General features: G+C 60.3%; 21 protein-coding genes. 19 read left to right on the top strand and 2 right to left on the bottom strand.

The window, feature by feature from the left end; genetic code table 11:
• Positions 1-104: 104 nt before the first annotated feature.
• The 6 genes from VKV28_15915 to VKV28_15890 all read left to right on the top strand — a co-directional run bounded on the left by VKV28_15915 (position 105) and on the right by VKV28_15890 (position 8,481).
• A complete protein-coding gene (locus VKV28_15915; protein HLH78290.1) occupies positions 105-2,237 on the top strand; it encodes a hypothetical protein in 2,133 nt (710 codons plus the stop codon).
• 304 nt (positions 2,238-2,541) lie between these two features.
• Positions 2,542-2,967, top strand: coding sequence for a VOC family protein (locus tag VKV28_15910; protein ID HLH78289.1), 426 nt, complete (start codon positions 2,542-2,544; stop codon positions 2,965-2,967).
• The gene (locus VKV28_15905) at positions 2,900-4,249 is read left to right on the top strand and encodes an FAD-dependent monooxygenase (protein HLH78288.1); all 1,350 of its coding nucleotides are present in this window, start codon (positions 2,900-2,902) and stop codon (positions 4,247-4,249) included. The genes VKV28_15910 and VKV28_15905 overlap by 68 nt, the downstream gene beginning before the upstream one ends.
• 43 nt (positions 4,250-4,292) lie before the next feature.
• Positions 4,293-5,663: an LLM class flavin-dependent oxidoreductase gene (locus VKV28_15900; protein HLH78287.1), complete on the top strand. Its 1,371-nt coding sequence runs from the start codon at positions 4,293-4,295 to the stop codon at positions 5,661-5,663.
• Positions 5,664-5,847: 184 nt separating this feature from the next.
• Positions 5,848-6,711 (top strand): MBL fold metallo-hydrolase, encoded by an 864-nt coding sequence (locus VKV28_15895; GenBank protein HLH78286.1) that lies wholly within the window; start codon positions 5,848-5,850, stop codon positions 6,709-6,711.
• 54 nt (positions 6,712-6,765) lie between these two features.
• On the top strand, positions 6,766-8,481 hold the full coding sequence (locus VKV28_15890; GenBank protein HLH78285.1) for a CocE/NonD family hydrolase: 1,716 nt from the start codon (positions 6,766-6,768) through the stop codon (positions 8,479-8,481).
• A gap of 58 nt (positions 8,482-8,539) precedes the next feature.
• Here the strand turns inward: VKV28_15890 and VKV28_15885 are convergent, their stop codons facing one another.
• Positions 8,540-9,769 carry an acyl-CoA dehydrogenase family protein gene (locus VKV28_15885; protein HLH78284.1) on the bottom strand — a complete coding sequence of 410 codons (1,230 nt, stop codon included), beginning with the start codon at positions 9,767-9,769 and terminating at the stop codon, positions 8,540-8,542.
• A 210-nt stretch (positions 9,770-9,979) separates the two neighbouring features.
• Between VKV28_15885 and VKV28_15880 the strand changes: the two genes are divergently transcribed.
• Positions 9,980-10,981, top strand: a complete 1,002-nt coding sequence (locus tag VKV28_15880; protein HLH78283.1) for an amidohydrolase family protein — start codon at positions 9,980-9,982, stop codon at positions 10,979-10,981.
• A gap of 65 nt (positions 10,982-11,046) precedes the next feature.
• Here the strand turns inward: VKV28_15880 and VKV28_15875 are convergent, their stop codons facing one another.
• Positions 11,047-12,309: an MFS transporter gene (locus VKV28_15875; GenBank protein ID HLH78282.1), complete on the bottom strand. Its 1,263-nt coding sequence runs from the start codon at positions 12,307-12,309 to the stop codon at positions 11,047-11,049.
• Between the two features lie 91 nt (positions 12,310-12,400).
• On the opposite strand from VKV28_15875, the gene VKV28_15870 reads away from it, so the two are divergent.
• The 12 genes from VKV28_15870 to VKV28_15815 all read left to right on the top strand — a co-directional run bounded on the left by VKV28_15870 (position 12,401) and on the right by VKV28_15815 (position 24,192).
• The gene (locus VKV28_15870) at positions 12,401-12,529 is read left to right on the top strand and encodes a hypothetical protein (GenBank protein HLH78281.1); all 129 of its coding nucleotides are present in this window, start codon (positions 12,401-12,403) and stop codon (positions 12,527-12,529) included.
• Between the two features lie 199 nt (positions 12,530-12,728).
• Positions 12,729-13,190 carry a VOC family protein gene (locus VKV28_15865; GenBank protein HLH78280.1) on the top strand — a complete coding sequence of 154 codons (462 nt, stop codon included), beginning with the start codon at positions 12,729-12,731 and terminating at the stop codon, positions 13,188-13,190.
• A 38-nt stretch (positions 13,191-13,228) separates the two neighbouring features.
• Positions 13,229-13,714 carry a pentapeptide repeat-containing protein gene (locus VKV28_15860; protein ID HLH78279.1) on the top strand — a complete coding sequence of 162 codons (486 nt, stop codon included), beginning with the start codon at positions 13,229-13,231 and terminating at the stop codon, positions 13,712-13,714.
• 107 nt (positions 13,715-13,821) lie between these two features.
• Complete coding sequence (locus tag VKV28_15855; protein ID HLH78278.1) at positions 13,822-15,069, top strand: MFS transporter; 1,248 nt, start codon at positions 13,822-13,824, stop codon at positions 15,067-15,069.
• A gap of 619 nt (positions 15,070-15,688) precedes the next feature.
• A complete protein-coding gene (locus VKV28_15850; GenBank protein HLH78277.1) occupies positions 15,689-17,008 on the top strand; it encodes a DUF1329 domain-containing protein in 1,320 nt (439 codons plus the stop codon).
• A gap of 133 nt (positions 17,009-17,141) precedes the next feature.
• Positions 17,142-18,383 carry an acyl-CoA dehydrogenase family protein gene (locus tag VKV28_15845; protein ID HLH78276.1) on the top strand — a complete coding sequence of 414 codons (1,242 nt, stop codon included), beginning with the start codon at positions 17,142-17,144 and terminating at the stop codon, positions 18,381-18,383.
• Between the two features lie 45 nt (positions 18,384-18,428).
• The gene (locus VKV28_15840; GenBank protein HLH78275.1) at positions 18,429-18,719 is read left to right on the top strand and encodes a hypothetical protein; all 291 of its coding nucleotides are present in this window, start codon (positions 18,429-18,431) and stop codon (positions 18,717-18,719) included.
• Positions 18,720-18,766: 47 nt separating this feature from the next.
• Positions 18,767-20,401, top strand: a complete 1,635-nt coding sequence (locus VKV28_15835) for a CocE/NonD family hydrolase (GenBank protein ID HLH78274.1) — start codon at positions 18,767-18,769, stop codon at positions 20,399-20,401.
• Entirely contained in the window at positions 20,402-21,208 is an 807-nt protein-coding gene (locus VKV28_15830) for an alpha/beta fold hydrolase (GenBank protein ID HLH78273.1), read from the top strand.
• 54 nt (positions 21,209-21,262) lie between these two features.
• On the top strand, positions 21,263-22,345 hold the full coding sequence (locus VKV28_15825) for an LLM class flavin-dependent oxidoreductase (protein ID HLH78272.1): 1,083 nt from the start codon (positions 21,263-21,265) through the stop codon (positions 22,343-22,345).
• 32 nt (positions 22,346-22,377) lie between these two features.
• A complete protein-coding gene (locus VKV28_15820; protein ID HLH78271.1) occupies positions 22,378-23,130 on the top strand; it encodes a 3-oxoacyl-ACP reductase family protein in 753 nt (250 codons plus the stop codon).
• Between the two features lie 132 nt (positions 23,131-23,262).
• Positions 23,263-24,192 (top strand): VOC family protein, encoded by a 930-nt coding sequence (locus tag VKV28_15815; GenBank protein ID HLH78270.1) that lies wholly within the window; start codon positions 23,263-23,265, stop codon positions 24,190-24,192.
• Positions 24,193-24,235 lie beyond the last annotated feature (43 nt).

Genomic DNA, 24,235 nt, shown 5'->3' with positions numbered 1-24,235 from the left:
CATTCTTGCTATGACTGTGCCGAAAGAAAAGTGCCAAAACAGTAGTTTCGGCTAAATTACTATTGTTTTAGGCATTTGATCGTAAAAAGGCTGAAGGAGATAATATGAGACTTGTTTCGATGGCAGCGGCATGTTTGGGCATTGCTGTGGCGTTAGCTGGATGCGGGAGCTCCAGCAGTAGCAAACCGGCTCCTCTTCCCGAGGGTTTCGTCATGTTCGTCGCCAATTCCGGCAACAACAGCGTCACCGCTTACAACACCTCTGTGGCTCAGCAAGCGGCGGCACCCGGTGGCTACGACGTGACCCCCTTAGCTACCCTGTCCAATCCTTACGGTGAGACCTTTTTGGATCCTCCCGGGCAGGCGGTGCTTTCCAGCGCTGGCAATTTGTGGGTGGCCAATTCCGGTGGCAACTCGGTGATCGAGATTTCCAGTACCGGCTTGGCGCAAAGCGGCGAGATCGCGCCTTCGCTGACGATTGCGAATCCGGCGGGACAGAAATATCTGCTCGGTCCCCATGGCGTGGCTCTGGATGGAAAGGGCGACCTGTGGGTCTCCAATGACGTCAGTAACACCTTGGTCGAGTACACAGCGCAGCAGCTCACCTCCAACCCCACCGAGCAGCCTTTTACCTTCCCCCCGGCGGTAATCATCTCCAACCCGGCTGGAAGCCAGGCCATGGCCGGCCCGGCTACGATCGAATTCGATGCCGAAGGTGACTTGTGGGTGGCCAACGTGGCCAACGATACCGTAGTCGAATACAGCGCAAGCCAACTCACAAGCAGTGGCAGCCCGACCCCGGCCACGACCATCGCTAATCCCACCACGCAGCCGCCGACTAATTACCTGTTCGTGCCGCACGGCTTGGCTTTCGATAGCGCTGGCGATCTGTTTGTGGTCAACTTGGCGCAGAGTGGGTTCCCACTGGTGCGCTACAGCGCCGCGCAATTGGCCGGTGGTGGCACTATCACCCAGGCACCCAGCGCGACCTATACGGGTACGGCCTTCAATGTTCCCGCCTATGCCGAGTTCGACAGCGCGGGCGATCTCTGGGTGAGCAACACCGCAGGAGCGTCTGCGCCCGGAAATCTGGTGGAATTTTCGGCCGCCAGCTTGGCTAGCAGCGGCAGCCCGACCCCGCAAACCATCATCACCAGCCCGGCCACCGGCACCCAATATCTTTATCAGGCCTTCGGCTTGGCTTTCGACAGCGTGGGCAACCTGATCGTCACCAATCGTGGCTACGATTTCCCCGTGATCAAGTTCTTGGCCTCCCAGATCGCGTCCACCGGCAGTCCCGAGCCTGCAGTAGTGCTGAATAATCCGAGCGCGTCAATCCCAGCGATCTATAATCCCAGCGGCTTGGCCCTGGATGCCAACAACGATCTTTGGATCGCCAACAATCCGCGCGCTGCCGAGGAGGGGAATATTGTCAAGATCGATGCCAGCAGCATCGTCAACAACAACTTCAACGTGAAGCCGGCCCTGATCATACAGGACCCAACCGGCGAAACTCTCAAGCGTCCCGACGACATCCAGTTCGACAGCAGCGGCAACCTGTGGGCAGCCAGTAGTTTTGTCGTCTCTGGGCCCTCGGGCGACGAGGCCAACAGCAAGCTGCTGATGTATCCTGCCGCCAGTCTGACCGGGGGCAGCCCAACCCCTAGCGTCGAGATTGTTCCGCCGACGGGGGTGCTATTCCACTTCCACCGGTTGCATTTCGATACTGAGGGCAATCTGTGGGTGGCCGGCCATGCGACTATATCAGAGAATATGGTCGTCACGCCGCCCATACCGGTAGTGTTGGAATATACCAAGGCACAGCTCGCCAGTTCGGGGGCGCCTAGCCCAGCGATCACCATCAGCGGCTATGGAACTCACTACTACTTCGAGGATCCGGTCGGCTTGGGCTTCGAGCCGGACGGCGACCTGTGGGTGACCAGCGCATACTCTCCGGGCGTTCTCAATAATGCCCTGGCGGTCGAATACGAGGGCAGTGACCTGAGCAGCAGCTCGACTCCGATCGCGGCTATCAGCGGGCCCGCGACCACGGCTACCGCGTCCGCGTTCGACAGCGACGGCAACCTGTTCATCGCGACGGTTGGCAAGGTTTACGAATACACGGCGTCGACCCTGGACTCGGTGGACAAGGGTGGCGCCATTCCCGATGCCCAGGGCGTGATCTCCGGGCCGCTGTCGGGCCTGGATTATACCTCCGCTTTGGCGATCGAGAAGTAGGTGTCCGGGCACCTGCCCGCACCGTAAGCAGCGGGGCTGGCGGATCACTCCGCCAGCCCCGTTGCTTTATCGATTTTGCGATTGGGCAGTGCCACCTGGGGAGGCATAAAACCCAAGCTGACACTGCTTGCCGAGCACTCTCCAGTAACTGGAAGCGAAAAGCCGCAGCGCGAAGCGAAACTTGTCGGCGGCACGGGAATTGACTAACTTGGCGGTCATATCTTACTGCGCCGAAAAGCCAGCATGGCGTTTTGTTAAGCTTGGGGTACCATCGCACACTTTAGACCCAGCTGCGAGGTAAGCTATGGACACGGTCACAACTCAGCCCTCGGTAGGGTTCGTCGGCGTTATCCACGAAGGCGTGCCTTGCAAGGTTAAAAATCTGGAGGCCTGCGTCAAATTCTATCAACAACTGCTCGGGCTTCGGCTGTTACCGCGCCCCAAAGCGCTGGACGATATCGGTCCGGGGGCTTGGCTAAGCGACGCCGAAAACCGGATCCAGGTCCACCTCATCGCCAAGGACGATGAGTATTCGCCGGGCCCCGATGCCCGCATGGCGCCGGCCGGGCGACATACTGCCTGGATGGTCCAGGATATCGATGTCTTGCGCGCCCGTCTGCGCGCCGTGGGTATCCACTTCGAGGAGGTTTCCAACCTGGTCGGTGCGCCGCAGGTCTTTGTCCAGGACCCCGAGGGGCACACCTGGGAGTTCCAAGGGGCGGGGAAATAGCGCCATTTCGACCTCACGCGGCAAACGCGCCATCGTAATCGGCGGCTCGCTCGGCGGCCTATTCGCCGGCTGCTTCCTGCACCGGGCCGGATGGCAGGTGAGCATTTTTGAGCGCTCGCGCGAGAACTTGGCCTCGCGCGGCGCTGGCTTGGGCATTACCAAGGAACTGGCCGAAGCCCTGGGCCGCGCCCAGGCGCGCTTGGAACCATCGCTCGCGGTAGCGATTAACAGCTCGGTCTGGCTAGATGGCGAGGGGCGTGTCGTCTGGGAGCATCGCCGGAGCAGCACCGCCAGCGCTTGGTCGCGAATTTATCTACCGCTGCGCGCCGCGGTTTCCCCCGACATCTACCATCCCGCTACTTCGCTTCTCCGCGTTGAGCAGACGGCTGGCGGGGTGGTCGCGGTCTTCGCCGACGGTAGCCGGGCGACAGCCGATCTGCTAATCGCCGCCGACGGCAATCAGTCGACCGTTCGCAGGCAGTACATGCCCGAAGTCCAACCCTGCTACGCGGGTTACGTGGCCTGGCGCGGCACCATGGAAGAGGGTGATATCCCGGCAATTTTGCAGCGTCAATTCTTTGACAAGCTTACCTTTTCGTTTCCCCCGGGCGAGATGGCCCTGGCAATGCCGGTGCCGGGGGCGGGCGACGACATGCGTCCCGGCCATCGGCGCTACTATTTTATCTGGTATCGGCCGACGCCTTGGGAGCGGGTCAAGGAGTTATGTACCGCGACCAACGGCGAGTATTACGGCATGTCGATTCCGCCGCCCCTGATTCGTCCCGAGTTCGTGGCCGAGGTAAAGCAAAACGCCCGAGCCCTCTTCGCCCCGGCTCTTGCCACCGTGATTGAGCGCACCGCGCAACCCTTCCTTCAGCCCATAACCGACATGGTGGCGCCGCGGCTGGTGATGGGGCGGGTGGCATTAGTGGGCGATGCGGGATCCGTGGCGCGCCCCCATGTCGCCGCCGGCGCGACCAAGGCGGCGCTGGATGCAGCCTGCCTGGTCGATGCGCTGAGCAGTCGCGACGATATCGACGCCGCGCTGGCCGATTACGAGCGCGGGCAGCACGAATTCGGAGAAAAGATGGTTGCGCACGGACGCTATCTGGGCGCCTACCTGGAAGGTCAGCTCAAGCCGCCGGCGATGCGTGGCGCGGGCCAGCGCGAGCGCGACCCGATACGCCTGATCAGCGATTACGGCGCGCCCCATCTCGTGCATAACCTGGAGATGAAACAACTGGAGCAGATGGCGCGCCAGTCGGGACTGGGGGTTGCCTAGCAGCCGTATCGTTCGCAAAAGCGCCGGCTCAAAGGAGCGCAACATGGCCAACCCGCGACCAGGCCATATGCACCTGGGGGTTTTTTTCAACCACACCGGCCATCACATAGCCTCTTGGCGCCATCCGGGGGCGCAGGCGGATGCCGCGATTAACATCGAGCATTACGTCGAAATCACTCAGCGCGCGGAACGCGCCGGCCTGGACTTCATCTTTTTTGCCGACTCTGCGGCGGTGCGCGAAGCGCGTCCGGAAAGCCTGAGCCGCTCGGCGCAATACACCGCTTACTTCGAGCCGATCACCCTGCTTTCGGCGCTGGCGATGGTCACTCAGCGTATCGGCCTGGTCGCCACGGCAACCACTAGCTACAACGAGCCCTACAATGTTGCACGCAAATTCGCCTCGCTCGACCATATCAGCCACGGTCGAGCGGGTTGGAACGTGGTTACCTCGGGCAATGTGGCCGAGGCTTATAACTTCGGCCGGGAGCAGCATTTCGAGCACGAAGAGCGCTACGCGCGGGCGCGCGAGTTCGTTGCGGTGGTCAAAGGACTATGGGATAGCTGGGATGACGATGCCTTTATCCGGGACAAAGAAAGCGGGCGTTTTTTCGATCCGGCCAAGCTTCATTTGCTTAACCATCGCGGCAAGTTTTTCACCGTGCGCGGACCGCTGAACGTACCCCGGCCACCTCAGGGCTATCCCGTAATCTTTCAGGCTGGCACATCCGAGAGCGGACGCGAGTTGTGCGCGGCCGTGGGCGAAGGCGTGTTTACCTCTGAGCTGACGCTGGCGGGTCAACTCGAACATTACCATGACGTCAAGCGGCGGATGGCGCGCTACGGCCGCCGCCCCGAGCAAATGCTGATCCTCCCTGGCCTTACTGCTGTGGTTGGAAGTAGTACGAGCGAAGCGCGCGAAAAATTTGACTATCTCCAGTCGCTTATCCATCCGGTGGTCGGACGTGACTATCTGGGAATGCTGCTGGGTGACGTGGATTTGTCGAATTATTCACCGGACGACCAGATCCCGGAAATTCCGTCTTCGACGATTGCAGGCCAAGGCACGCTGAAAAATATAATTGCGATGGCGCGCAGTGAGAAATTGACTATCCGCCAAGTCTACGAGCGGTTGGCCGGAAGCCGCGGCAAACTGACTTTGGTCGGATCTGTAACCGAAGTCGCCGATACAATGCAGGAATGGTTTACGGCTAATGCCTGCGACGGCTTTATTTTGCAGCCCTCCTATCTGCCCGGGGAGCTGAACGAGATCTGCGAACTGCTGCTTCCTGAATTGCAATCGCGCGGCCTGGTGAGGGTTGGTTATACAGGTCGGACCTTGCGCGAGCATATGGGATTGCAACGTGCGCCAAGTTGCTATGCTGATTGTGACAGGGGCGAGCACGGCTCCGAATAAGGTGCGCGTGCCTTTTGGCGCGTGTCTTTCCTGGCGGGATGTGAAAGTGGCTTGCAAAACCCGTTCACCGTTTTGTCTGACGAGCTGGTCCCCTGCGGGGACGGCGCTGCTTGACGCTGACGCACAGGCTGGCCTAAGTTGTCCAACGACCGCGCGGAAAGCGCTAGCTTTCAGGAGGGGACCAATGCGACGCGTGGGTGAAAACTCTTACACTGAAATATATTTCACCGGGTGCAATCCGAGCTTTGTCGTCACCAGCGAGGGCGTGGTGATGATCGACTCGCCGTTCCTACCGATCGACTCGCTGAAGTGGCGTGAGCGTATCGCAGAATTCGGCAAGCCGAAATATCTGATCAACACCGAGCCTCACATCGACCACATCTCGGGCAATCAGTATTTTCCCGGCGTCGAGGTTATCGGACAAGTGGGCATCAAGGAGCGCTATTACACCGACCTCAACCGTATCCCCTTGGCGGAGCAAGTCGAGCGCGCAAAAAGGGATCATCCCGACAGCGTCTTTTTACTCGGCCATCCGGATTACCCGCCCAATCCGCCGACTCGTATCTTCAGCGAGAGCTTCACGCTGCAGGTCGGCAAGCACACATTCCAATGCCATCACATCCCTGGTCATACCAAGCCACAAACGGCGATCTTCTGTCCCGAGGAAGGGGTCTTGTTTACCGGCGACAATATCTTCCAAGGCACCAAGTCCTGGATTCAAGAAGGTGATCCCTGGGAATGGCTGCAAGCGTTGGAACGAATCGCAGGCTTCGATTGCGACAATATCATTCCCGGTCACGGCGAGCCGTGCGGGCGCGAGTATCTCACCAAGCAGGCGGAGGTGCTGCACAACTGGATCGGCCTGGTCGAGGGCTTCATAGACAAGGGAATGACCGAGGAGGAAGCGTTGCGCCAGCCAATCGAGGTTAAGAAGCTCGACCCGTATCCGATCGGGCAGGGGTTGATGGAGTTCGACGAGATGGTCAACCGGCTCAACGTGAGCAACATCTACAAGCTGGCTACGGCTCGCCGGCAGGCCAAGTCATAAGGAGCCGGCTTCGGCTGATTCTCACCGCGACGAAAAATCTAGGGGGGATAGGAAATGGCCGAAACCTTGCTTGAAATGGTGGTCGAGCGTGACATCGAGATTACGATGCGCGACGGGGCGCGCCTGCGCGCTAACCGCTTTCGACCCTCAACCGAAGGACGCTACCCGACGATTTTAACCCTGGGGCCTTACGGCAAGGATGTACACCTGAGCAGCTTCATGCCCTCGGTGTGGGAGGGGTTGCAGCGCGATGCGCCGGAGATCTTCGAGAATTCCTCGGGCAAGTACATGAGTTTCGAGCGGCCCGACCCCGAGCGTTGGGTGCCACATGGCTACGTGGTCATCCATGTTGATTCGCGCGGCGCTGGTAAGAGCCCGGGCAAGCTCGACGCCAATTCGCCGGCCGAGTACGACGATCTGTACGATGCAATCGAATGGGCTGGCGTGCAAGATGTCAGCAACGGCAAGGTCGGGATGCTCGGCATCTCCTACTATGCGGCCAGCCAATGGAACGTAGCCGCCCTGCGCCCGCCGCACCTGGCCGCGATTCTGCCCTGGCAAGGGACGTGGGACTTTTACCGTGGTCGCACTCGTCAAGGTGGCATCTTCAACAACGGCTTCGTCGAGTCATGGCTGGCGCGCAGCGTATACGGCGACCAGTACGGCAATCCCGACTGCCGGCTTATCGACCTCTACACCGGGCAGCCCAACAGCGCGGTGGTCAAGCTTTCAGCCGAGGAATTACGCGCCAACCGGGTCGATTACATCGCCAATATTCTGGCCCATCCGCTGCTGGACGATTGGTATGCCCAACGCATTCCCAAGCTGGAACGGATCGAGATTCCGGCGCTAATCGTTGCCAACTGGGGTGGCCTCGGGCTGCATCTGAGCGGTACCGTGGACGGCTTCAATCGCATCAATTCGCTGGAGAAGTGGCTTAAGATTCAATCCCACTCCTACTTCATGACATTTTTTATACCTCAAAGTTTTGAGTTGCAGCGCCGTTTCTTCGACCGCTATCTAAAAGGTCTCGACAATGGCTGGGAACGCGAGCCGCGCGTCGAGGTGACGGTGCGTGGACCGGGCGATACCGTGCACCGCACCATCATCGACGAACAATGGCCCCTTTCCAACACCCGTTGGACGCGTTTTTATTTGGATGCGGCCGATCGTTCGTTGAAGATGCGCCGCCCCGGCGCGCGTGCTTCGGTCACCTATGCGGCGCTCAGCGAAGGGGTGGCCTTTACGACGGCACCCTTGGAGCACGAGCTCGAGTTCGCCGGCCCCATCAAGGCGCAGCTCCAAGTTTCTTGCGATCGCCCCGACATGGACATGTTCGCGACCCTGTGCGCGTTCGGGCCCGATGGCAAGGAAATGACCTTCGCGGCTTCCACCGAACCCCGCACCCCGGTATCCCAAGGCTGGTTGCGTGTCACGCAACGCAAAGTCGACCCGTGGCGCTCTACCGAGTATCAACCGTTCCATCCATTCGACGAATACGCGCCTCTCGAACCCGGCAAGGTGTACCAGATCGAGGTCGAGATTTGGGCCGCCAGCCTTTATCTGCCGGTCGGGTCCAGGATCACGCTGGTACTGCAGGGTAAGGACTTCGAGCGCGACGGAATTCACGGTCCGGGTTCCGGCTCGGGCACTTTTCTGCACAACCATCCGCAAGATCGTGATCCCGCGCGGTTTTCGGGTAACCACACGATTTATACCGGCGGCCCACGCGACAGCTACTTGTTGCTACCCGTGATTGCTCCGGCCTGAGGGCTCCGCTGAGGAGTGCGACCGACGCTCTGGTCTTTCGTCCTGCGCTTGCCCCGCACTACCAGCCTTCGCGAATCGTCTGGCCCATCCGATACTGCCCATCGCCGGCAGCGTTGCGCCATTGCATTCCAATATGCGCGGTTAAGGCGTGAAGGTCGCGGAAGGAGCGCTGCACCGGATTGTCTTCGTCGATCCCGTGCGCACCGCTCATGGAATTAATTAGGTCGACGGCACGCAGGCAAAGCTGGCCGGCATAAGCCAAATCGCGCCGATTGAGCGCGCGCATTGCGGGGTTGATCGGCTGCCCGCGTCGCGCGGTATCGTTGAGATCGCGGGCGTCGCGCAGCAAGAGCCAGCTCGCGCATTCGATCATCACAGCCGCTTCTGCCACCTGCAACTGGTTGAGTTCGTTATCGGCGATGCGCGGGCGACCGACCCGTTGCGGCTGATTCTTGGCGCGCTCGCAGAAAGCCTCCAGCGCGCCCTGCGCGATCCCCGGCGCGGGAGCCGCGAGGTTGTAGCCAAAACAGCCCGAAAGCGGCAAGCGAAAGATATGGCAGCGGTTGGCCGCAGTTCCCGGGCCGCTGCCCTCGTAGAAAGCGCGCGCCGGGACCAGCCGATGCGCGGGCACCCAAGCGCCTTCGACCACCACGTCATTGCTGCCGGTGGCGCGTAGGCCCGCCGCATGCCAGGTGTCAAGCACGCGAAAATCGCCTAACGGCACCAGACACCAATGCAATTCAGGCTGGCCGCCAGGGCATGCGATTGGCAATCCTCCCAGGATTACCCATTGCGCAAAGTCCACCCCGCTGGAAAATTTCCACTGTCCCCACAGTTTTACACCGCCGCCGGCTGGCTCGACGCGGACTTGCTCGGGAGCAAAAGAACTGCCCAGCAAAGTTTCCGGTCCCGCACTCCAAACGTCTTCTTGGGCGGCGAGCGGAAACATGCCCGCAATCCAACTGTGGCAGGCCGTGATCGAAAATACCCAGGAGCTGGAGCCACAGGCGCGCGCCAATTCGGTGCCGATACGTACCTGGCTGGTACCATAATCCAACTCGTAACCGCCGTAGCGAGAGGGCTGAAGCGTTTTGAAGAAATCGGCTTGAGCGAATTCCGTCATGGTCTCGGCCGGCAGCCGGCGCATCCGTTCGGCTGCTCCGGCACGCTCTCGCAATCGCGGATACATTGAGCGCGCGCGCTGGACCAGCTCCTCCAGCAAATGGTCTTTGGCGCCTTCGCTGCTCTGTGCCTGCGCCTCGGATGCGGTCGCGATTGAATCAGCCATCGTCGCTCGCACCTCCTGTGAAAGGGCCCGAACCCCGCCCTTCGCCTCCACTCCCCTTTGGCCAAGCGATAGCAAATCCGTTGCCGACAAACCAGCGAGAATAAAGGAGGGTTATCGCCGCCAATGTTTGGATTCCTCGACAATAGAGTTTTGCGGTCAATCGCGATAACATGCCGGCGGGGTCGGCAGCTCTTGCCCAAGGTGAGCTAAATGATCATCGACGTTCATGCCCATTACCATCCCGACGCCTACATCGAGTTTATCAGCGGCGGCAAGGGCCAGGGCGGCGCTTTTTTGCGCAATCTGTCCGGCAGTGGCAATCGGCCCGGCCAGCTCGAAGCCCGGCTTGCGGCCATGGATCGGGCTGGGGTTCAGATGCAAGTGCTTTCCGCGGGCGCTAGCAGTCCCTATAGCGACAAGCGCGAACAGGCATGCGCGGCGGCGCGGCTGGTCAACGATGAATACGCAGAACTCAGCCAGCGCTATCCCCAGCGCTTCAGCGCATACGCTGCCCTGCCTCTGCCCCATCTCGACGATTCGCTGCGTGAGTTGGAGCGCGCGCTGGACCAATTAGGGATGGTCGGCGCATACGTGACCGCATCGGTGCTCAACCAGTCGGTCGCCGCCCCCCACTTCGTTCCGCTGTGGGAGGAACTCAATCGGCGCGGCTTGCCGCTATTCGTCCACCCCGCGGGCAACAGTCTGTGCGCGCCGCTGATTGTCGAACATGGCCTGACCTGGGCCATTGGCGCGCCCATGGAAGACACCGTCATTACCGCGCAACTCATTGTGTATCAGATTCCGCTGCGCTACCCGCGGGTGAAGATAATCGCGTCGCATCTGGGCGGGGCGCTACCGATGGTTCTGGGCCGCATGGATCATACGCGGCCTACTTACGGCACGCGCTTCCAGCTTACCGAAGCGCCCAGTGTGACCGCTCGTCGCATGTGGTACGATACGGTTGCCCATAATTCTCTGCCCGCGCTGCGTTGCGCGCGCGAAATGTTCGGCGCTGCGCGTTTGGTTTTTGGCAGCGATTATCCGCTTCATCAGCAAGATGACCATTACCGGACATCCGTAAATCTTATTCGGGAAGCCGACCTTTCGCCGGGCGAAGCGACCCAGATTCTGGAAACCAACGCGAGGGCGCTTTTCCCAACTTTGATGAGCCATGCCAATGAGAGCATGCGGGATGTAGTCGCCAAAGCATAGAAACCACAGGCACAGGTATTGAGAGCTCGTGGAAGCGAGCCGCCGTGGCGAGCACGAGCTTGAGCTCAAACTTCGGTGGCAGCTGCCACGGCCTCGGGGCGCGGTACCACGTCGCGACCTTCGGCCGGACGCACCAGCCAAAGCATCAGAGCTGCAGCAAGACACAGCACCAGCGCAACGCCAAAAGCGGGAGCATAGCTGCCGGTACGATCATAGATATGACCTGCCATGACTGGTCCCATCGCCGTGCCAAAGGTCGCGATGAACAAGACCAGCCCGCTGAGCGTACCCAGACGGCGCAGGCCCAAAGTATCGGCAATTAGCAAGGGCAGAAAGGTACCGAAAGAACCTGCCGCCGTGCCCCACACCATTACGCATCCTGTTACTCCCCAGCCATGAATGTAAGGACTCTGAGCGAGCATCAAGCTGATGATTCCAAAGGCCAGCAAAAAGCAGGTGCCCATCAACATCCGCCGACTGGTCCACCGATCGATAAGCCAGCCCACCACGATGGTGCCGGGCGCGCCAATCAGGGTCAGCAGGCTGAACATCCAGGCCGCGGCCTGGGGTGAGTAACCCAGCTCCACCACATAAATGATCAGGTTTACGACCACTGCGAGGTTGGCGCACATGAACAAGCATTCGGCCAAGAGTACCAGCCAAAACGCCCCGGTATGAATTGCCGGCCCAAGTTCCAAGCCCGGCAGCTCGATGGGTTGCTGGGCTAACCGCGGCTCGTCTACGCTGGGCGGTCGGCTGCGTACGGTGAGCAACACCACTGGCAAGGCAATCAGCAGGATGGGAATGGCCAAGGCTAAGGTCGCGGCGCGCCATCCGGCTCGTGCGATGAGCATGGTCACCAGCGGCGGCGCCAGCATCATTCCGAAGGAAACTCCGGCGCCGGCGATTCCCGCTGCGCTGCCGGCGCGTTCCTTGAACCACTCGACCATCAGCACCATGATCGGGACGCGACCGGTGGCGGCACCGCCGGCGCCGGCTAAGCCCCACATCGCGACCATCGGCCACAAGCTGTGAGTGCGCGCAGCGCCGATATAGCCGGTGCCAAAAACCACTAATCCGATACTCATCACTCGCCGCGCACCTATCCGATCCACCAGCCAGCCGGCAACCGGCGACAACAGCCCGGTGGCCAACATGTTGGCCGCGGCAATTCGCGCGACCTGCCCATGGCTCCAGCCAAAGGCCTTGATCAGCGGCAGGAAGAACACACCTACCACAGCGATAGCGGGGCCAACCGCCAGCAAGGTAACGACGAAGCAGCCCACGATGATAAACCAGCCCGTTCGCGCAAAGCTCGGCAAGGCCATGGCCACCTCCTGAAGCGCGCGATGGTCGTAATGCTGGGCCGAAAATTCTTTTAGGCCCTTACTGTCACGAGCACAAGGCGGGACAACTGACATGCGTCCCGGCTATCGGCGCTACTATTTCACCTGGTTCGGCCGGCGCCGTGGGGTCAAGGAGTTATGCACGGCAACCAGCGGCGAGTTGTTAGTACTGCTCGGTCGCGCCGCCTGTGATTGGCTGTGAGTTTGCCGGTGTGCCGTGTTGCGCTTCCCAATGGCTAATCGAGGAGGGGAACGTGCGCGATAATCGATTAAGCAGGCGATGCTCGCTGACTTCCAAAAAGAACACAGCTGGAAGCTGATACAGTGGTGCCAATCGGATTTGACATCCGTGCTTTTGCGAGAGTAGCGTTCCACTATCCATCGGCGAGGGGGAAACGTAGATGGCTAAGATCCGTCACATCGCGATAATGACTGACGAGCCCTATGAGTTGGCCGAGTTCTACCGCGACGTCTTCGGCATGACCATTCGGGAGACCGGCTCGCGCAAGGCGGCTTGGGTCACTGACGGTTATATCGAGATGGCCTTGCTGCCGCGCGAGACCGAAACGTCGCCCAAGGGGATCAATCACTTCGGCTTTACCCTGGACAGCGGCGAAGAGCGTGAGCAAGTGGTCGAGCGGCTTAAGGAATTCGGGTGCAAAGTCTTCTCGCCTGGTCCGGGGCGCCCATACGCCGAAGAAGCCGCGCGCGATTTGCACGGCAATCGCTTTGACCTTGCGGTTGACAAGAGTAACGGCGAGGGTAGCGGTTGGGTCCAAGGCAAAGGCGGCGGCTGGCAGGCAATGGAAGCGGGTCGAGGCAAGCCAATGGAGCAGGTCCAAGATAAGCAAGCCGCTAAGTAGCGGACCTGGCGCGCGGGATTCGGAATTTTGCCGTCGTAATGGGACGCGGCGGCGAGCAGGGTTCTGTTCGTGGTTCGTGGCTGCGCACTTGCGGCTATTGCAATACCGCACGGCTCTTTCCACAGAAGGAGAAGGTCATGGCGGAAATGGCTTCTTTTGTCATCAAGGCGACTGACGGCAGCGACCTTTATCGCACGGGAGCCCATTCCTTGCTGGAAGCGGTGGAAATCGCTGTAAATCACACGAAATTGCCGCACGCCGATTTGTCAGGCTGCGATCTGGCCGGTGGCGACTTGTACGGCATCTGTCTGATCGGGGCCAGCTTAAAGAACTGCAATCTGCGACGTGCCCGACTGAGGGATGCCGACCTTTCCGAAGCCGATCTATCGGGGGCCGATCTATCGGGCGCAGATTTGACTGGCGCCAATTTGACCAACGCCAATTTTAGCGGGGCGAAACTGGAAAATACTAAATTAGCCCGCGCCAAGACCGCCGGCGCCAAAGGATTATCCCCAAGCGAATAAGCCATTTTCCGCCTCGCCGCGTGAGGCGGCTGTATGAGTAAATTCACTACCGCCGCGAGCCGGACCGTCTTAGCCTGAGCGGCGCGGAAGCGGCGGCGGCTTACTTCATGAGCAGAGAACAGCGGCAGGGATGGCTGGCGATGGCGGGTTGTTTCACGTTGCTGTTCCTGGGCAATGGCCCCTTCGTGGGCAGCAGCGGTGTATTTTTGGTCCCGCTGGTTAGGAGCTTTCATTCTAGTCACGCCCACGTCGCGCGGGTCGTTACCGCCAGCCTTTTGACCATGGGGCTCTTTTCCTTGGCCGCGGGGTGGCTGGTGGACTGGGTGGGGGCGCGTCTGGTTATGTCCCTGGGCGTGCTGGCCTACGCGCTGGGTTATTGGGGTGCCAGCAGTGCCCATAGTCTTCGATGGGTGACTTATTTTTATGCGGTTGCCGGCGTGGGCGCCGCATTCGCCGGCCGCGTGCCGATCATGGTGGTTGCGGTCAACTGGTTTAAGGAACGCAGCGGCACCGCCAGCGGTCTGGCGATGTTCGGCAACTCCTGGGGCATGACCCTCGCCCCGCTCGTGGTGGCTTGGCTCATCACCTCCTACGGCTGGCGCGTGGCGATGCGCGGTCTAGCCCTACCGTTGCTGCTCATCGGATTTCCCTTGTGTGTCAGCTTAATTCGCACCCGTCCCTCTCAAGGTCAGGTCAAAAGCGCCGCCGAGCAGCTTAGCTCGCTGGCTGGACTGGAGTTGCGCCCAGCCCTGTGTACCTTGACTTTTTGGCTATTGATGATCGCCGAACTTCTGTTCTCGGCCGCCAACGCCGGGGTCCTTTATCACATGGCAATCTACGAAGTGGGGCTGGGCTACGGGCTACAAACCGCGGCCCGTATGCTTAGCCTGATGACGATTGTTGGCGGCGTGGGCGTAGCCGCCGCCGGATGGCTGGCCGATCGGCTGGGCGTCAAGCAGCTTCAGATTGTTACGATGCTGCTGATGGCCACGGGAATCCTCTCCCTAATGAGCGCGAGCAACCGGCACATTGGGTTGTGGGGCGTGGCAGGCTGCTCGCTGCTTTACGGCACGGGCGGAGCCTCGCAAGTCACCCTGCTGCCGATTCTCGTGGCTCAGACTCTCGGCTTGCGTCGGATGGGCTCCCTCACTGGCATCATCGTGTTTCTGGCCACCTTGGCGTCCGCCTTTGGTCCAATTCTGTCTGGCTGGATCTTCGACCGGTCGGGCAGTTACCTGCCAGCTTTTGCGCTATGCAGTCTACTGGCCATTTCTGCTGCTCTCGCCATATCGCAAGTTCGTGCCGTGGAAGGGCACAATAGAACTATGGAGGCAACCTTTCCAGCAACGCTATAAGCGCTAGGTTGGCCTCGACCGCACAGCGATTTATGGCCACAAAATCAAAGCCGTCTAACGGGCGCTCCTCTAATACTTTTCAATCCGCTCCGCTTCAGTTCTTGACCTTTTTTCGCTTTTGAGCTAGGCAACTGCAGGTTCGCCCCAAGTTGAAACGCACCTAACGCCGATGAAGGCAAGCGCCTGCCAGTGGTCGCTATTCAGTCGCTCGGCAAAGCGGCCCAGCAATTCAACTTTTCAGGGCGGGAATCTCACACTTCAGAATCTTCCTTGTAAGGATTACGTCGACTCGACAAGCGGCAACCTTTCGCCCCTTTTTTTAGTTAAACAGTCAAGCTTCTGTCGTGGCGATGTAGCGTCTCGCCGTCAAGTAGTGGATTTAACTGGTGACGCCTACTTATCGAAACCGCCAAAACAGCATACACGACACACAAAAGCGGTTGTCTTCCCTGACAGCGCCCGAGCATGGTCCCTAAAGCCCTCGCGTAGCAGGCATTGCAGGGCGGGTCCGTAAATTGTGAAGACAATGCTCGCGGCGACCCAGAGTCTCGTCGCGAACGATGATCCGGCTAAAACGGCTTGGCAATGAAAATAGCAGTTTCCGCAGGGGGAAAACATAGTGAAACGCTTTTTCACCTCCGTAACAGTCTTAGTTGTCGTGGTCCTATTAGCCGGTGCCGCGCCAGCCCAACAGTCCCAACAAGTGCCCGTGGGTACGGTCATAACCAAGGCGAATTGTCAGAAGTTTCTCGCCAATATGGGAGAAGTGTTTGGTCATCTCTGCACCAGCAGCGACATTCAAACCAGTTTACCGGTCAATTATCAAATAGTTATTGCGCCTACGCAGTCCTATCCGCTGCCACCCACCTATTGGGAAGCAACTGAGAAGTATGGACACCAGGTCAAATTGGTGCCGACCGGCGATGGCGGCTACCGTATGATAGGTTACGTGGCGGGACAACCGTTTCCCTTCAGCACTTTAAGCACCAAGGATCCACTGGCTGGCTTCAAGCTAATGTATGATTCATATTTTCAATATCAACCCGCGATGCTGGTGTACCATGGTCTTCAAGCAGTGCTATTCGACCGTTACGGGAACGAGTTTACGCAACAGGCGATGGGGGTACTTTACAACCTTGGACACGTTACGGATCAGGGTTACCCGCTAGTTATTCCCAACAGCGCGGGCTCAAAGGGTGTGTTTACCAGCGGCTATACCGAATTGATATATCCGACGCAACTGCAGTATATCGGTGGGCTGGAGTTGGATTATTCAAATCCGGATCGATTTCCGTTGAACTACGCGTTTATTCCCAGCATCAGGCGGGTAGTGCAGTTGTCGCAGGCGGCGCGCTGCGCTCCGTTTGTAGCCAACGTTGATTTTAGCTACGACGACGTGTCCAAGGCACCGTTGCCGATTACTTGGTTTAAGGCACAATATCTTGGGACTAAAAATATTATTTCCTATATCGTTCCGCCTGATCGCGTGGGGGTGGTCAACGACCCCTCTATGTGGGACATTCATTACGGGGTGTGGCCTAAGGCGGCAGTAGGGGGCCATTGGGAAATGCGCCAGCAGATGCAGCTTGCGGTGCAGCGAATACCCAAGCGGGCGGCGGGGTATTGCTATGCCAATCATTATATCTGGTTGGATAAGGAACAGACGGTAACGGTAGGCTGGGATGATTTTGACCAAAACGGGAAGTTCTGGCGGGGGTTGTGGACGTATCAGCCGGCAAAGCGGGTGCCGGGCTGGCCTAATGCCTACTATTTGGAAGGAAACGCCTGGTGCCATCTGAATTACGATTTCAATAATCTTCACAGCGATAGTCTTATACCGCCTAAGGATGGGTATTGGTACAATCAGGATACGCCGGCCAAATACGTGAATTACCCGAGGTATAGCGACGTAGCGGGCTTAAACCAAATCGTGCAATAGACGGATGTGGCGTGGAGGGTAGGTGGGAGGTGGTGTGGCAAGGCGATAGGTTGTTGCAGTGTGACGTAGGTGGCTCGCGCGCGTCAGTCGAGAGCTGGTCGTGTGAAGTATTCGGTGAGGCGAGGTAGCAGAGATGCCCAACGGCCAGAGGGTCGACAAGTCGCTGAGCGAAACAACAACAGATGGCGAAGCGCGCGGCGGGCGCGCGCGCTTGAGTGAGTTGGTCGGGCGGGCGAAGGCGATGGTGCCTGAGATCGGAGCCCGCGCGGCGCAGGCCGAAGCGGCCCGGCGAATCTGCGACGAAACCATCGCGGATTTCGCCGCGGCCGGCCTGTTCCGCATTTTGCAACCGGCGCGCTACGGCGGCTACGAGTTGGATTACGGCACCGCGCAGCTTGAGTTGGCCGCGGAGATTGGGCAGGCCTGCGGTTCTAGCGCGTGGATTTTAACCGTGATCGCGTGCCACGCTTGGATTTTGGGGATGTATCCGTTGGAGGCCCAGGAGGAGATCTGGGGCGATTCCTCCGAGACGTTACTGGCGAGTGCGCTTTACCCCGAGCACTGCGAGATGGAGCGGGTAGCGGGCGGCTACAGGCTGGCTGGGCAATGGAAGTTCGCCAGTGGCGTGGTTCATGCGCAATGGGTGATTTTGGGCGCCACGATGGCGCAGCCCGATGGCAAGATGCTGCCGCTTTGGTGCATTGTGCCGCGGCGAGACTACGAGATTATCGACACCTGGTTCGTAAGCGGCCTGCGAGCCACCGGCAGCAATGACGTCCGTGTGGCTGGATCGACTGTGCCCGAGCATCGGGTCCTCCCGGCAAGCCTTCTGCTGGAAGGCAGCGCTCCGGGAGCTAAGGTAAATCCGAGTCATATCTTCCGTCTACCGCTTTCCGGCGTGTTTCCGTACAATTTGAGCGCGCCGGCAGTGGGAATCGCGCGCGGCGGGTGGCAGGCCTTCGTGCAGCGGGTGCGCGATCAACCCAAGCGACTGGCGGCTAGCCGCAGCGCCGACATGGACACCGTGCAGCTACAGGTAGCTGAAGCCGCCACGCTGATCGATTGCGCCTACCTGCTCCAAGCGCGCGATGCCGAGGAACTCAACACGCGCGCTCGCGCCGGCCTGGCGATGGGACACGAGCATCGCGCCCGTTACCTGCGCGATCTTGCTTACGCCGCGCAATTGTGCCTGCGCGCGGTGGACATGATCCATTACTTAAGCGGCGCGCACGGCCTGTTCGACGACAACCCGCTGCAGCGCGCATTCCGCGATCTCCATGCGCTTAACGCTCACACTGCGCTTCAATGGCGCAACATGGGACTGAGCTTTGGGCGTCTGTCGCTGGGACTGCCAGTCGGCGGTCCCTGGTCGTGAACCGCGGTTCGTGCCAGTCCGGGTTTTGTCTCAAGGGGCGGCCGCATGGAGGCCTTGGAAACCGCAAGCTTGTGGCGCAGTGTTCAGGTTGACTTCATGGAATGGCAACAGCGGATGCCTCACAGCCATACGCCGAGCCCGTGGCACAGCCAGGTCACAAGTACCGGCGGGGTTGAGGCGGGCGGCGCCCATGCCCTGTGCGACGACGATCCGGTACAGCGCGCCTTTCGGGACATTCATGCGCTCAACGCCCATATCGCGCTCCAATGGTACGGCAGGGCGTTGAGCTTCGGCCGTTTGTCGCTGGGACTATCGGCTGGCGGTCCGGGACCGTGAGGATGCCGGAGTAGCCTGTAGCGCGCTCCGCAAGCAACGGAGGGACGATGCCAGAGCCATCGTTTGAAATCGAGGTCCGCACCCGCCACGGCATGCTGGTTCGGGCGGACGTGTTTCTTCCGTCGCCTGGCGCGAGTGGCCGCTATCCGGTGCTGCTAGCCGCGTCGCCTTATCAAAAGGAGCTGCGCCGCTTACCCGCCTGCTGGACCTTCCCCTACGTCGAGACCGGTCCGATCGAACTCTACCTGTCGCGCGGCTACGCCTACGTCTGGATGGATGTACCGGGCAGCGGAGCGTCAGAGGGCGACTGGGACCCGGTGTCGCGCCGCGAGGGCGAAGCGATTCACGATGCGATCGAGTATGTCGCGCGCCAGCCCTGGTGCACCGGCAAAATCGGTATGATCGGGCAGTCCTATTTTTGTTGGAGCCAATGGAATGCGGCGCGTACCCGCCCTCCCCACCTAAGCACCATCGCTCCCTTTGACGGCGCCACCGACATGTATCGCGACTGGATGTATCACGGCGGTTTGCCGGCCCACGGCTTTTTGGGCGCCTGGGTGCTGGCCAGCGTGATGCTGGCGCATCAGGCCACCGGCCACGACATTTACGGCGCCAATCGCCATCGCTTCATTGCAGACATTTATGCCCATCCCTTCGATGACGAATGGCAGCGTCGGCGTTCACCCTTCTGGGAGCTGGACCAGGTGGATATTCCGGTCTTCTCGATCGGTGTGTGGGGCAAACGCGCTCTCCATCTGCGTGGCAACGTCATGGGTTTCGAACGGGTACGCGGTCCCAAGCAATTGCTCATTACCCATCCCAACTCCTGGGCCGGCGCTCAGCAGTTGTTTGCCAGCCGCGACTTTCACGAACGCGAATTGTTGCCCTGGTACGACCATCATCTCAAGGGTGTAGCCAATGGAGTGATGGAGCGGCCAGCGGTGCGTTTCTTTGTCAACGGCGAAGGCGAATATCGCGCCGCTCAGAGCTGGCCGCCACCCGACGTCACGCCCACTTCGTTCTACCTGTCGGGGCGCAACAGCGGCGCGGTGCGCTCGCTCAACGACGGTTCCCTGATCGAGACCACGCCGGCCGCCAACGGCGAGAGCACTACATGGTCGTATCCCGATCCGCGCTGGGTGCTGGGCACCACCACGTTCGATAGCACGGGCGAGATGGACCATACCGCGGCGCTTTTGACCTACACCTCCGCTCCCTTCGCGTGCGATCGTGAATTCACCGGCCACGGCGTTTTGGTGCTGCACGCTTCCTCCGACCAGCCCGACTTCGACGTGATCGTGCGGTTGTCCACGCTCAGCGCTGCACCTGGCGGCCGGCCGCACGTGCGGATCGAAAGCCAGGGATGGCTTAGGGCCTCGCGCCGGATCGAAGATCCGGCTCTCAGCACCCCGATGCGCCCCTTCTTCAGCCATCAGCGAGCCGAGCCGGTCACTCCCGGCCAAGTCTACGAACTGCGAATCGAACTTCTGCCGATGTCCTTCCTGGTGCGGGCCGGCGAACGTCTGCGCCTTGACATCAGCAATAACGATTCGCAGGTGCTCGACGCGCCATCGACCCATTGGTACGGCTTGAAGGTGGGACGCGACACTTATCATCACGACGCGACCTATCCCTCGCGCCTGATACTGCCCGAGCGGCATCGCCAAGCAAGGACTTCCTAGATGTTAGCGTCAGCGCCCCGCGATTTGCCCCGCCAACGCTCCGTCGGTACGGATGGGGCGGACGTCTTTTGTCTGGAAAAGGGTCGAGGGGAACCGGTCGTCGTCCTCCACGGCCTGGGCGGGCTGTATTGGGGCGGGTTTCACGACTTGCTCGCGCAAGGCCACCGAGTCCTTGCGATGGAGCTACCGGCGCTCACCGCGGCGTGGGGTACACGGGGTTGGTCGAGTAACCAACAAGCCCAGGCATTGGCCTCAGTTTGCGCCGAGCTCGAGCTGGCACGCTACAATTTGATCGCCATGTCATTCGCCGCGCGAGTTGCCTTGCTCCAAGCCCTGGACGCGGCGGAGCGAGTCAGGACGTTGGTTCTGGTTTCGCCCTGGTTGCTTCTGCCCGAGGGCTGGCATCTTCCGGCGCACGATTCACGATCGTTGGCGCGGTTCCTGTATGCGCATCCCGAGCGCCGCCCGGTGCCGTGGATGCGGGCTAGTGTGGAGGCCCCCGGCGCGGCGCTGGCGGAGATCGAAGAATTTCACAAGCCCGGCCGCGAGCCAGGGATCGAAGAGCGGCTCCAGCAGCTAACCGCGCCAACCCTGGTCTTGTTTGGCACCAACGACCGGATAACCATGCCCGAACTGGCACGGCGGTATCCGCCACTGGTACGCGATTGTCATACGATTTTTGTCTATGACGCCGCGCACGAAGTCGCCAGCGATCGTCCTGAAGCGGCGGCTTTGATAATCGGCGAGTTTGTCGACCGGCGCGACGCCTTTGTGGTGGAACACAGGAGCGGGCTCTTAAGCCCTTGAAGGCGTGCTTCAATAACAGTTTGGCGAAGCTCGGCGAGTGGTCGAGGCCTGGCGATGAAGCTTTCTTTGTTTCTTATCGGCACCTACATGGGACCGTTTCCTCATGGTTGGCCCGCCCCTGCGGCCGCCTATTCGCCCGAAATCGCGCAGCGTTCGATGGCTCATACGCTCGAGCTTTTTCGCCTAGCCGACGAGCTTGGTTTCGATTGGGTGTCGGTGGCGGAGCATCACTTCGCCCCGCTGTCGCTTACTCCCAATCCGATGGTGCTGGCCGGAGCCCTTACCCAAGTGGTGCGGCGCGCCCGTATCGCGATTCTCGGTCCGACCCTGCCAATTCTAAATCCGATCCGGGTTGCCGAAGAATTCGCGATGCTCGACACGATGAGCGGGGGGCGAATTATCGCCGGCTTGATGCGTGGCACGCCCAACGAATACGTGACCTACACGATCAATCCCGCCGAATCGCGCGAGCGCTTTCAGGAAGGAGTGGAGATTATTCGGCGAGCGTGGACCGAGCCCGAGCCGTTTGGCTGGGAAGGGCGCTATTACCGCTATCGTGCGGTTTCGATCTGGCCGCGCCCGGTGCAGCAGCCCCATCCGCCGCTCTACATGTCGGGTTCCAGCCCGGAGTCGGGCGAATACGCCGCCGCCAACCATCTGGGTCTGGGTCTGGCGTTCACCAACGTCCCGCTGGCGGCAAAAAACGCGCGCTACTATCGGGAGCGAGCCGCGGCTCATGGCTGGGAGCCGGGCTCCGAGCAGATCATTTACCGGGCGGCGGTACATGTCGCGTCCACTGACCAGGAGGCGGCCGAGGACTTGGGTCCCGGCGGCACGCGCGGACCGCAGACCATAGGCGGCTTGACGCTGGAGAGCGCGGTAACCGAGACCGGATACTACGGCAGGGATCTGTCCGTGGCCAAGGAGCGACTCATGCCGCATACGCTGCGAGAGCGGGTCGAGCTCGGCGAATTGCTATTGGGAAGTCCCGAGAGCGTAATCGCGCAAGCCGAAAGGATGAAGCAGGCCATCGGCGCCGGCGTCCTCGATCTCAGTCTGGCCGTGCGCGGGGCCAAGATGCGCCAAGCCTTGGAGCTTTTTGGCACCAAGGTGCTGCCCAGGCTCCAGGAGCTGTAAGGAAGAATCATTCCACCAGGGGAGCCAAATCAATGGGTAAAGGTCATGCAGGAAGGGTCGCCGTAGTCAGCGGAGCAGCTTCGGGGATCGGCCAGGCAATCGCATCGCGGCTGGCAGAGGACGGAGTCCAAGTCGCAATTGCTGATATCCAGGATGCGAGTGCGACGCTGGACACGATCAGGTCCGCCGGCGGACGGGCCGTGGCCTTTCAGTGCGATGTTTCAGAGCCGCAATCCGTGGCCAAGTTGGCGGAGCAGGTGATGCGTGACCTTGGCCGCTGCGACATCCTAGTCAACGATGCCGGCGTGCTTCCTCATCTGAGTTTTCACCAGATGACGTTTGAGCAATGGCGCCGCGTCCTGGCCGTCAATCTGGACTCGATGTTCTTGATGTCCAAGGCGTTCGTACCCGATATGCGGGCACGAGGATGGGGCAGGGTGGTCAATGTCGCGTCGAACACCTTGGGCATGGTTCTCCCCAACTTCGTCCATTACGTCACCAGCAAGGGTGGAGTGGTGGGTTTTACCCGCTCCTTGGCCAGCGAGTTGGGGCCGGACGGAATCACGGTGAATGCGATTGCGCCCAGTCTGACCCGCACCCCGGGAACTTTGACCCAGGTAGGCAATCGCGAAGGTTACTATGAGATGATCGCCCAGCGCCAAGCGATTAAGCGGGTTTCGATGCCCCAGGATCTAGTCGGCGCGGTATCGTTTCTCACCAGCGATGATGCTGCTTTCATGACCGGTCAGACGTTGTACGTCGATGGCGGTCTGGTGCGCGTGTGAAACCCACAGGAGGCTGAGCTATGCTTTACTGGTCGAGCTGGTAACCGGCTTGCCGGGTCACCCGGGGGCAAGCCTGGCCGCGAGTGAATAGTCGCGATTTCACTTTCAACCTAATAACGGCAGGGGGCTCGTATGGCAGATCGGGTTACATCGATTCGTCACGTCGCCTTGGAGGTTCCCGACTTCGACAGCGAACGGGAGTTCATCAAAAAAACTTGGTGCCTGGAAGAAGCCGAGCACGACGGCAAGCTATCATTTTTCGCCGCCGAAGGCTCGCCCGAGGCTTATATCTTTCGGCTGCGCGGCGGTTCGGAGCGGGGGATCGATTTGATTGCTCTGGCTACCGACAGCAGCGCCGCGGTCGATGGGTTGGCTGCCAAGCTGGCGAAAGCTGGAGTGCGCCTGATAAGCCAGCCGGAAGCGCTCAAGACTCCGGGCGGCGGTTACGGCTTCCGCTTTTTCGATCCTGACGGCCGCGCCGTGGAAATCTCCAGCGGCGTCAAGGAGCGCAGCGCGCGCGAGCTTAAGCGCGGGGAATCGATTCCGAAAAAGCTCTCCCACATCGTGATGCACTCCCCCAACCTGGAAAGGACCACCGACTTCTATGTGACGCAACTCGGTTTCAAGGTGTCAGACTGGTTCGTCAACGACAACGGGCAGAAGTGTTTCAGCTTTTTGCGCTGCGACAGCGATCACCATAGTATTGCCTTCGTTCCAGGCACGGGACCGGCGCTGCAGCACGTGGCCTTCGAGATGCGCGACGTCGAAGAGATGATGCGCGGGGTAGGGCGCCTGCTCAAGGAGAAGGCAATGCTGCAATGGGGACCCGGCCGCCACGTTTTGGGCAACAACACTTTCGCCTATTTCGCCGATCCCAGCGGCAACCTGCTCGAATACACTGCGGACATTCAGCAAGTGGACGACAGCTATCAGTGCAAGACACTGTTGATGTGTCCCGAAAATGCGGACCAGTGGGGCACTGGCGTTCTCGGCGGTTCGCCGATGCGCGGGCTTAATACCAACATCCCCGATCCTCATGCCTGGAAGGTACCGCCGCTCTAAATCACCCTCGAAGCGAGGGAAAACTTTCAAGGGCGCGGCTTGA

This window comes from Candidatus Binataceae bacterium (assembly GCA_035294265.1).
Lineage (GTDB): Bacteria > Desulfobacterota > Binatia > Binatales > Binataceae > DATGLK01.
The sequence above is the reverse complement of the archived record's forward strand: the minus strand, read 5'-3'. Positions and strand labels throughout refer to the sequence as shown.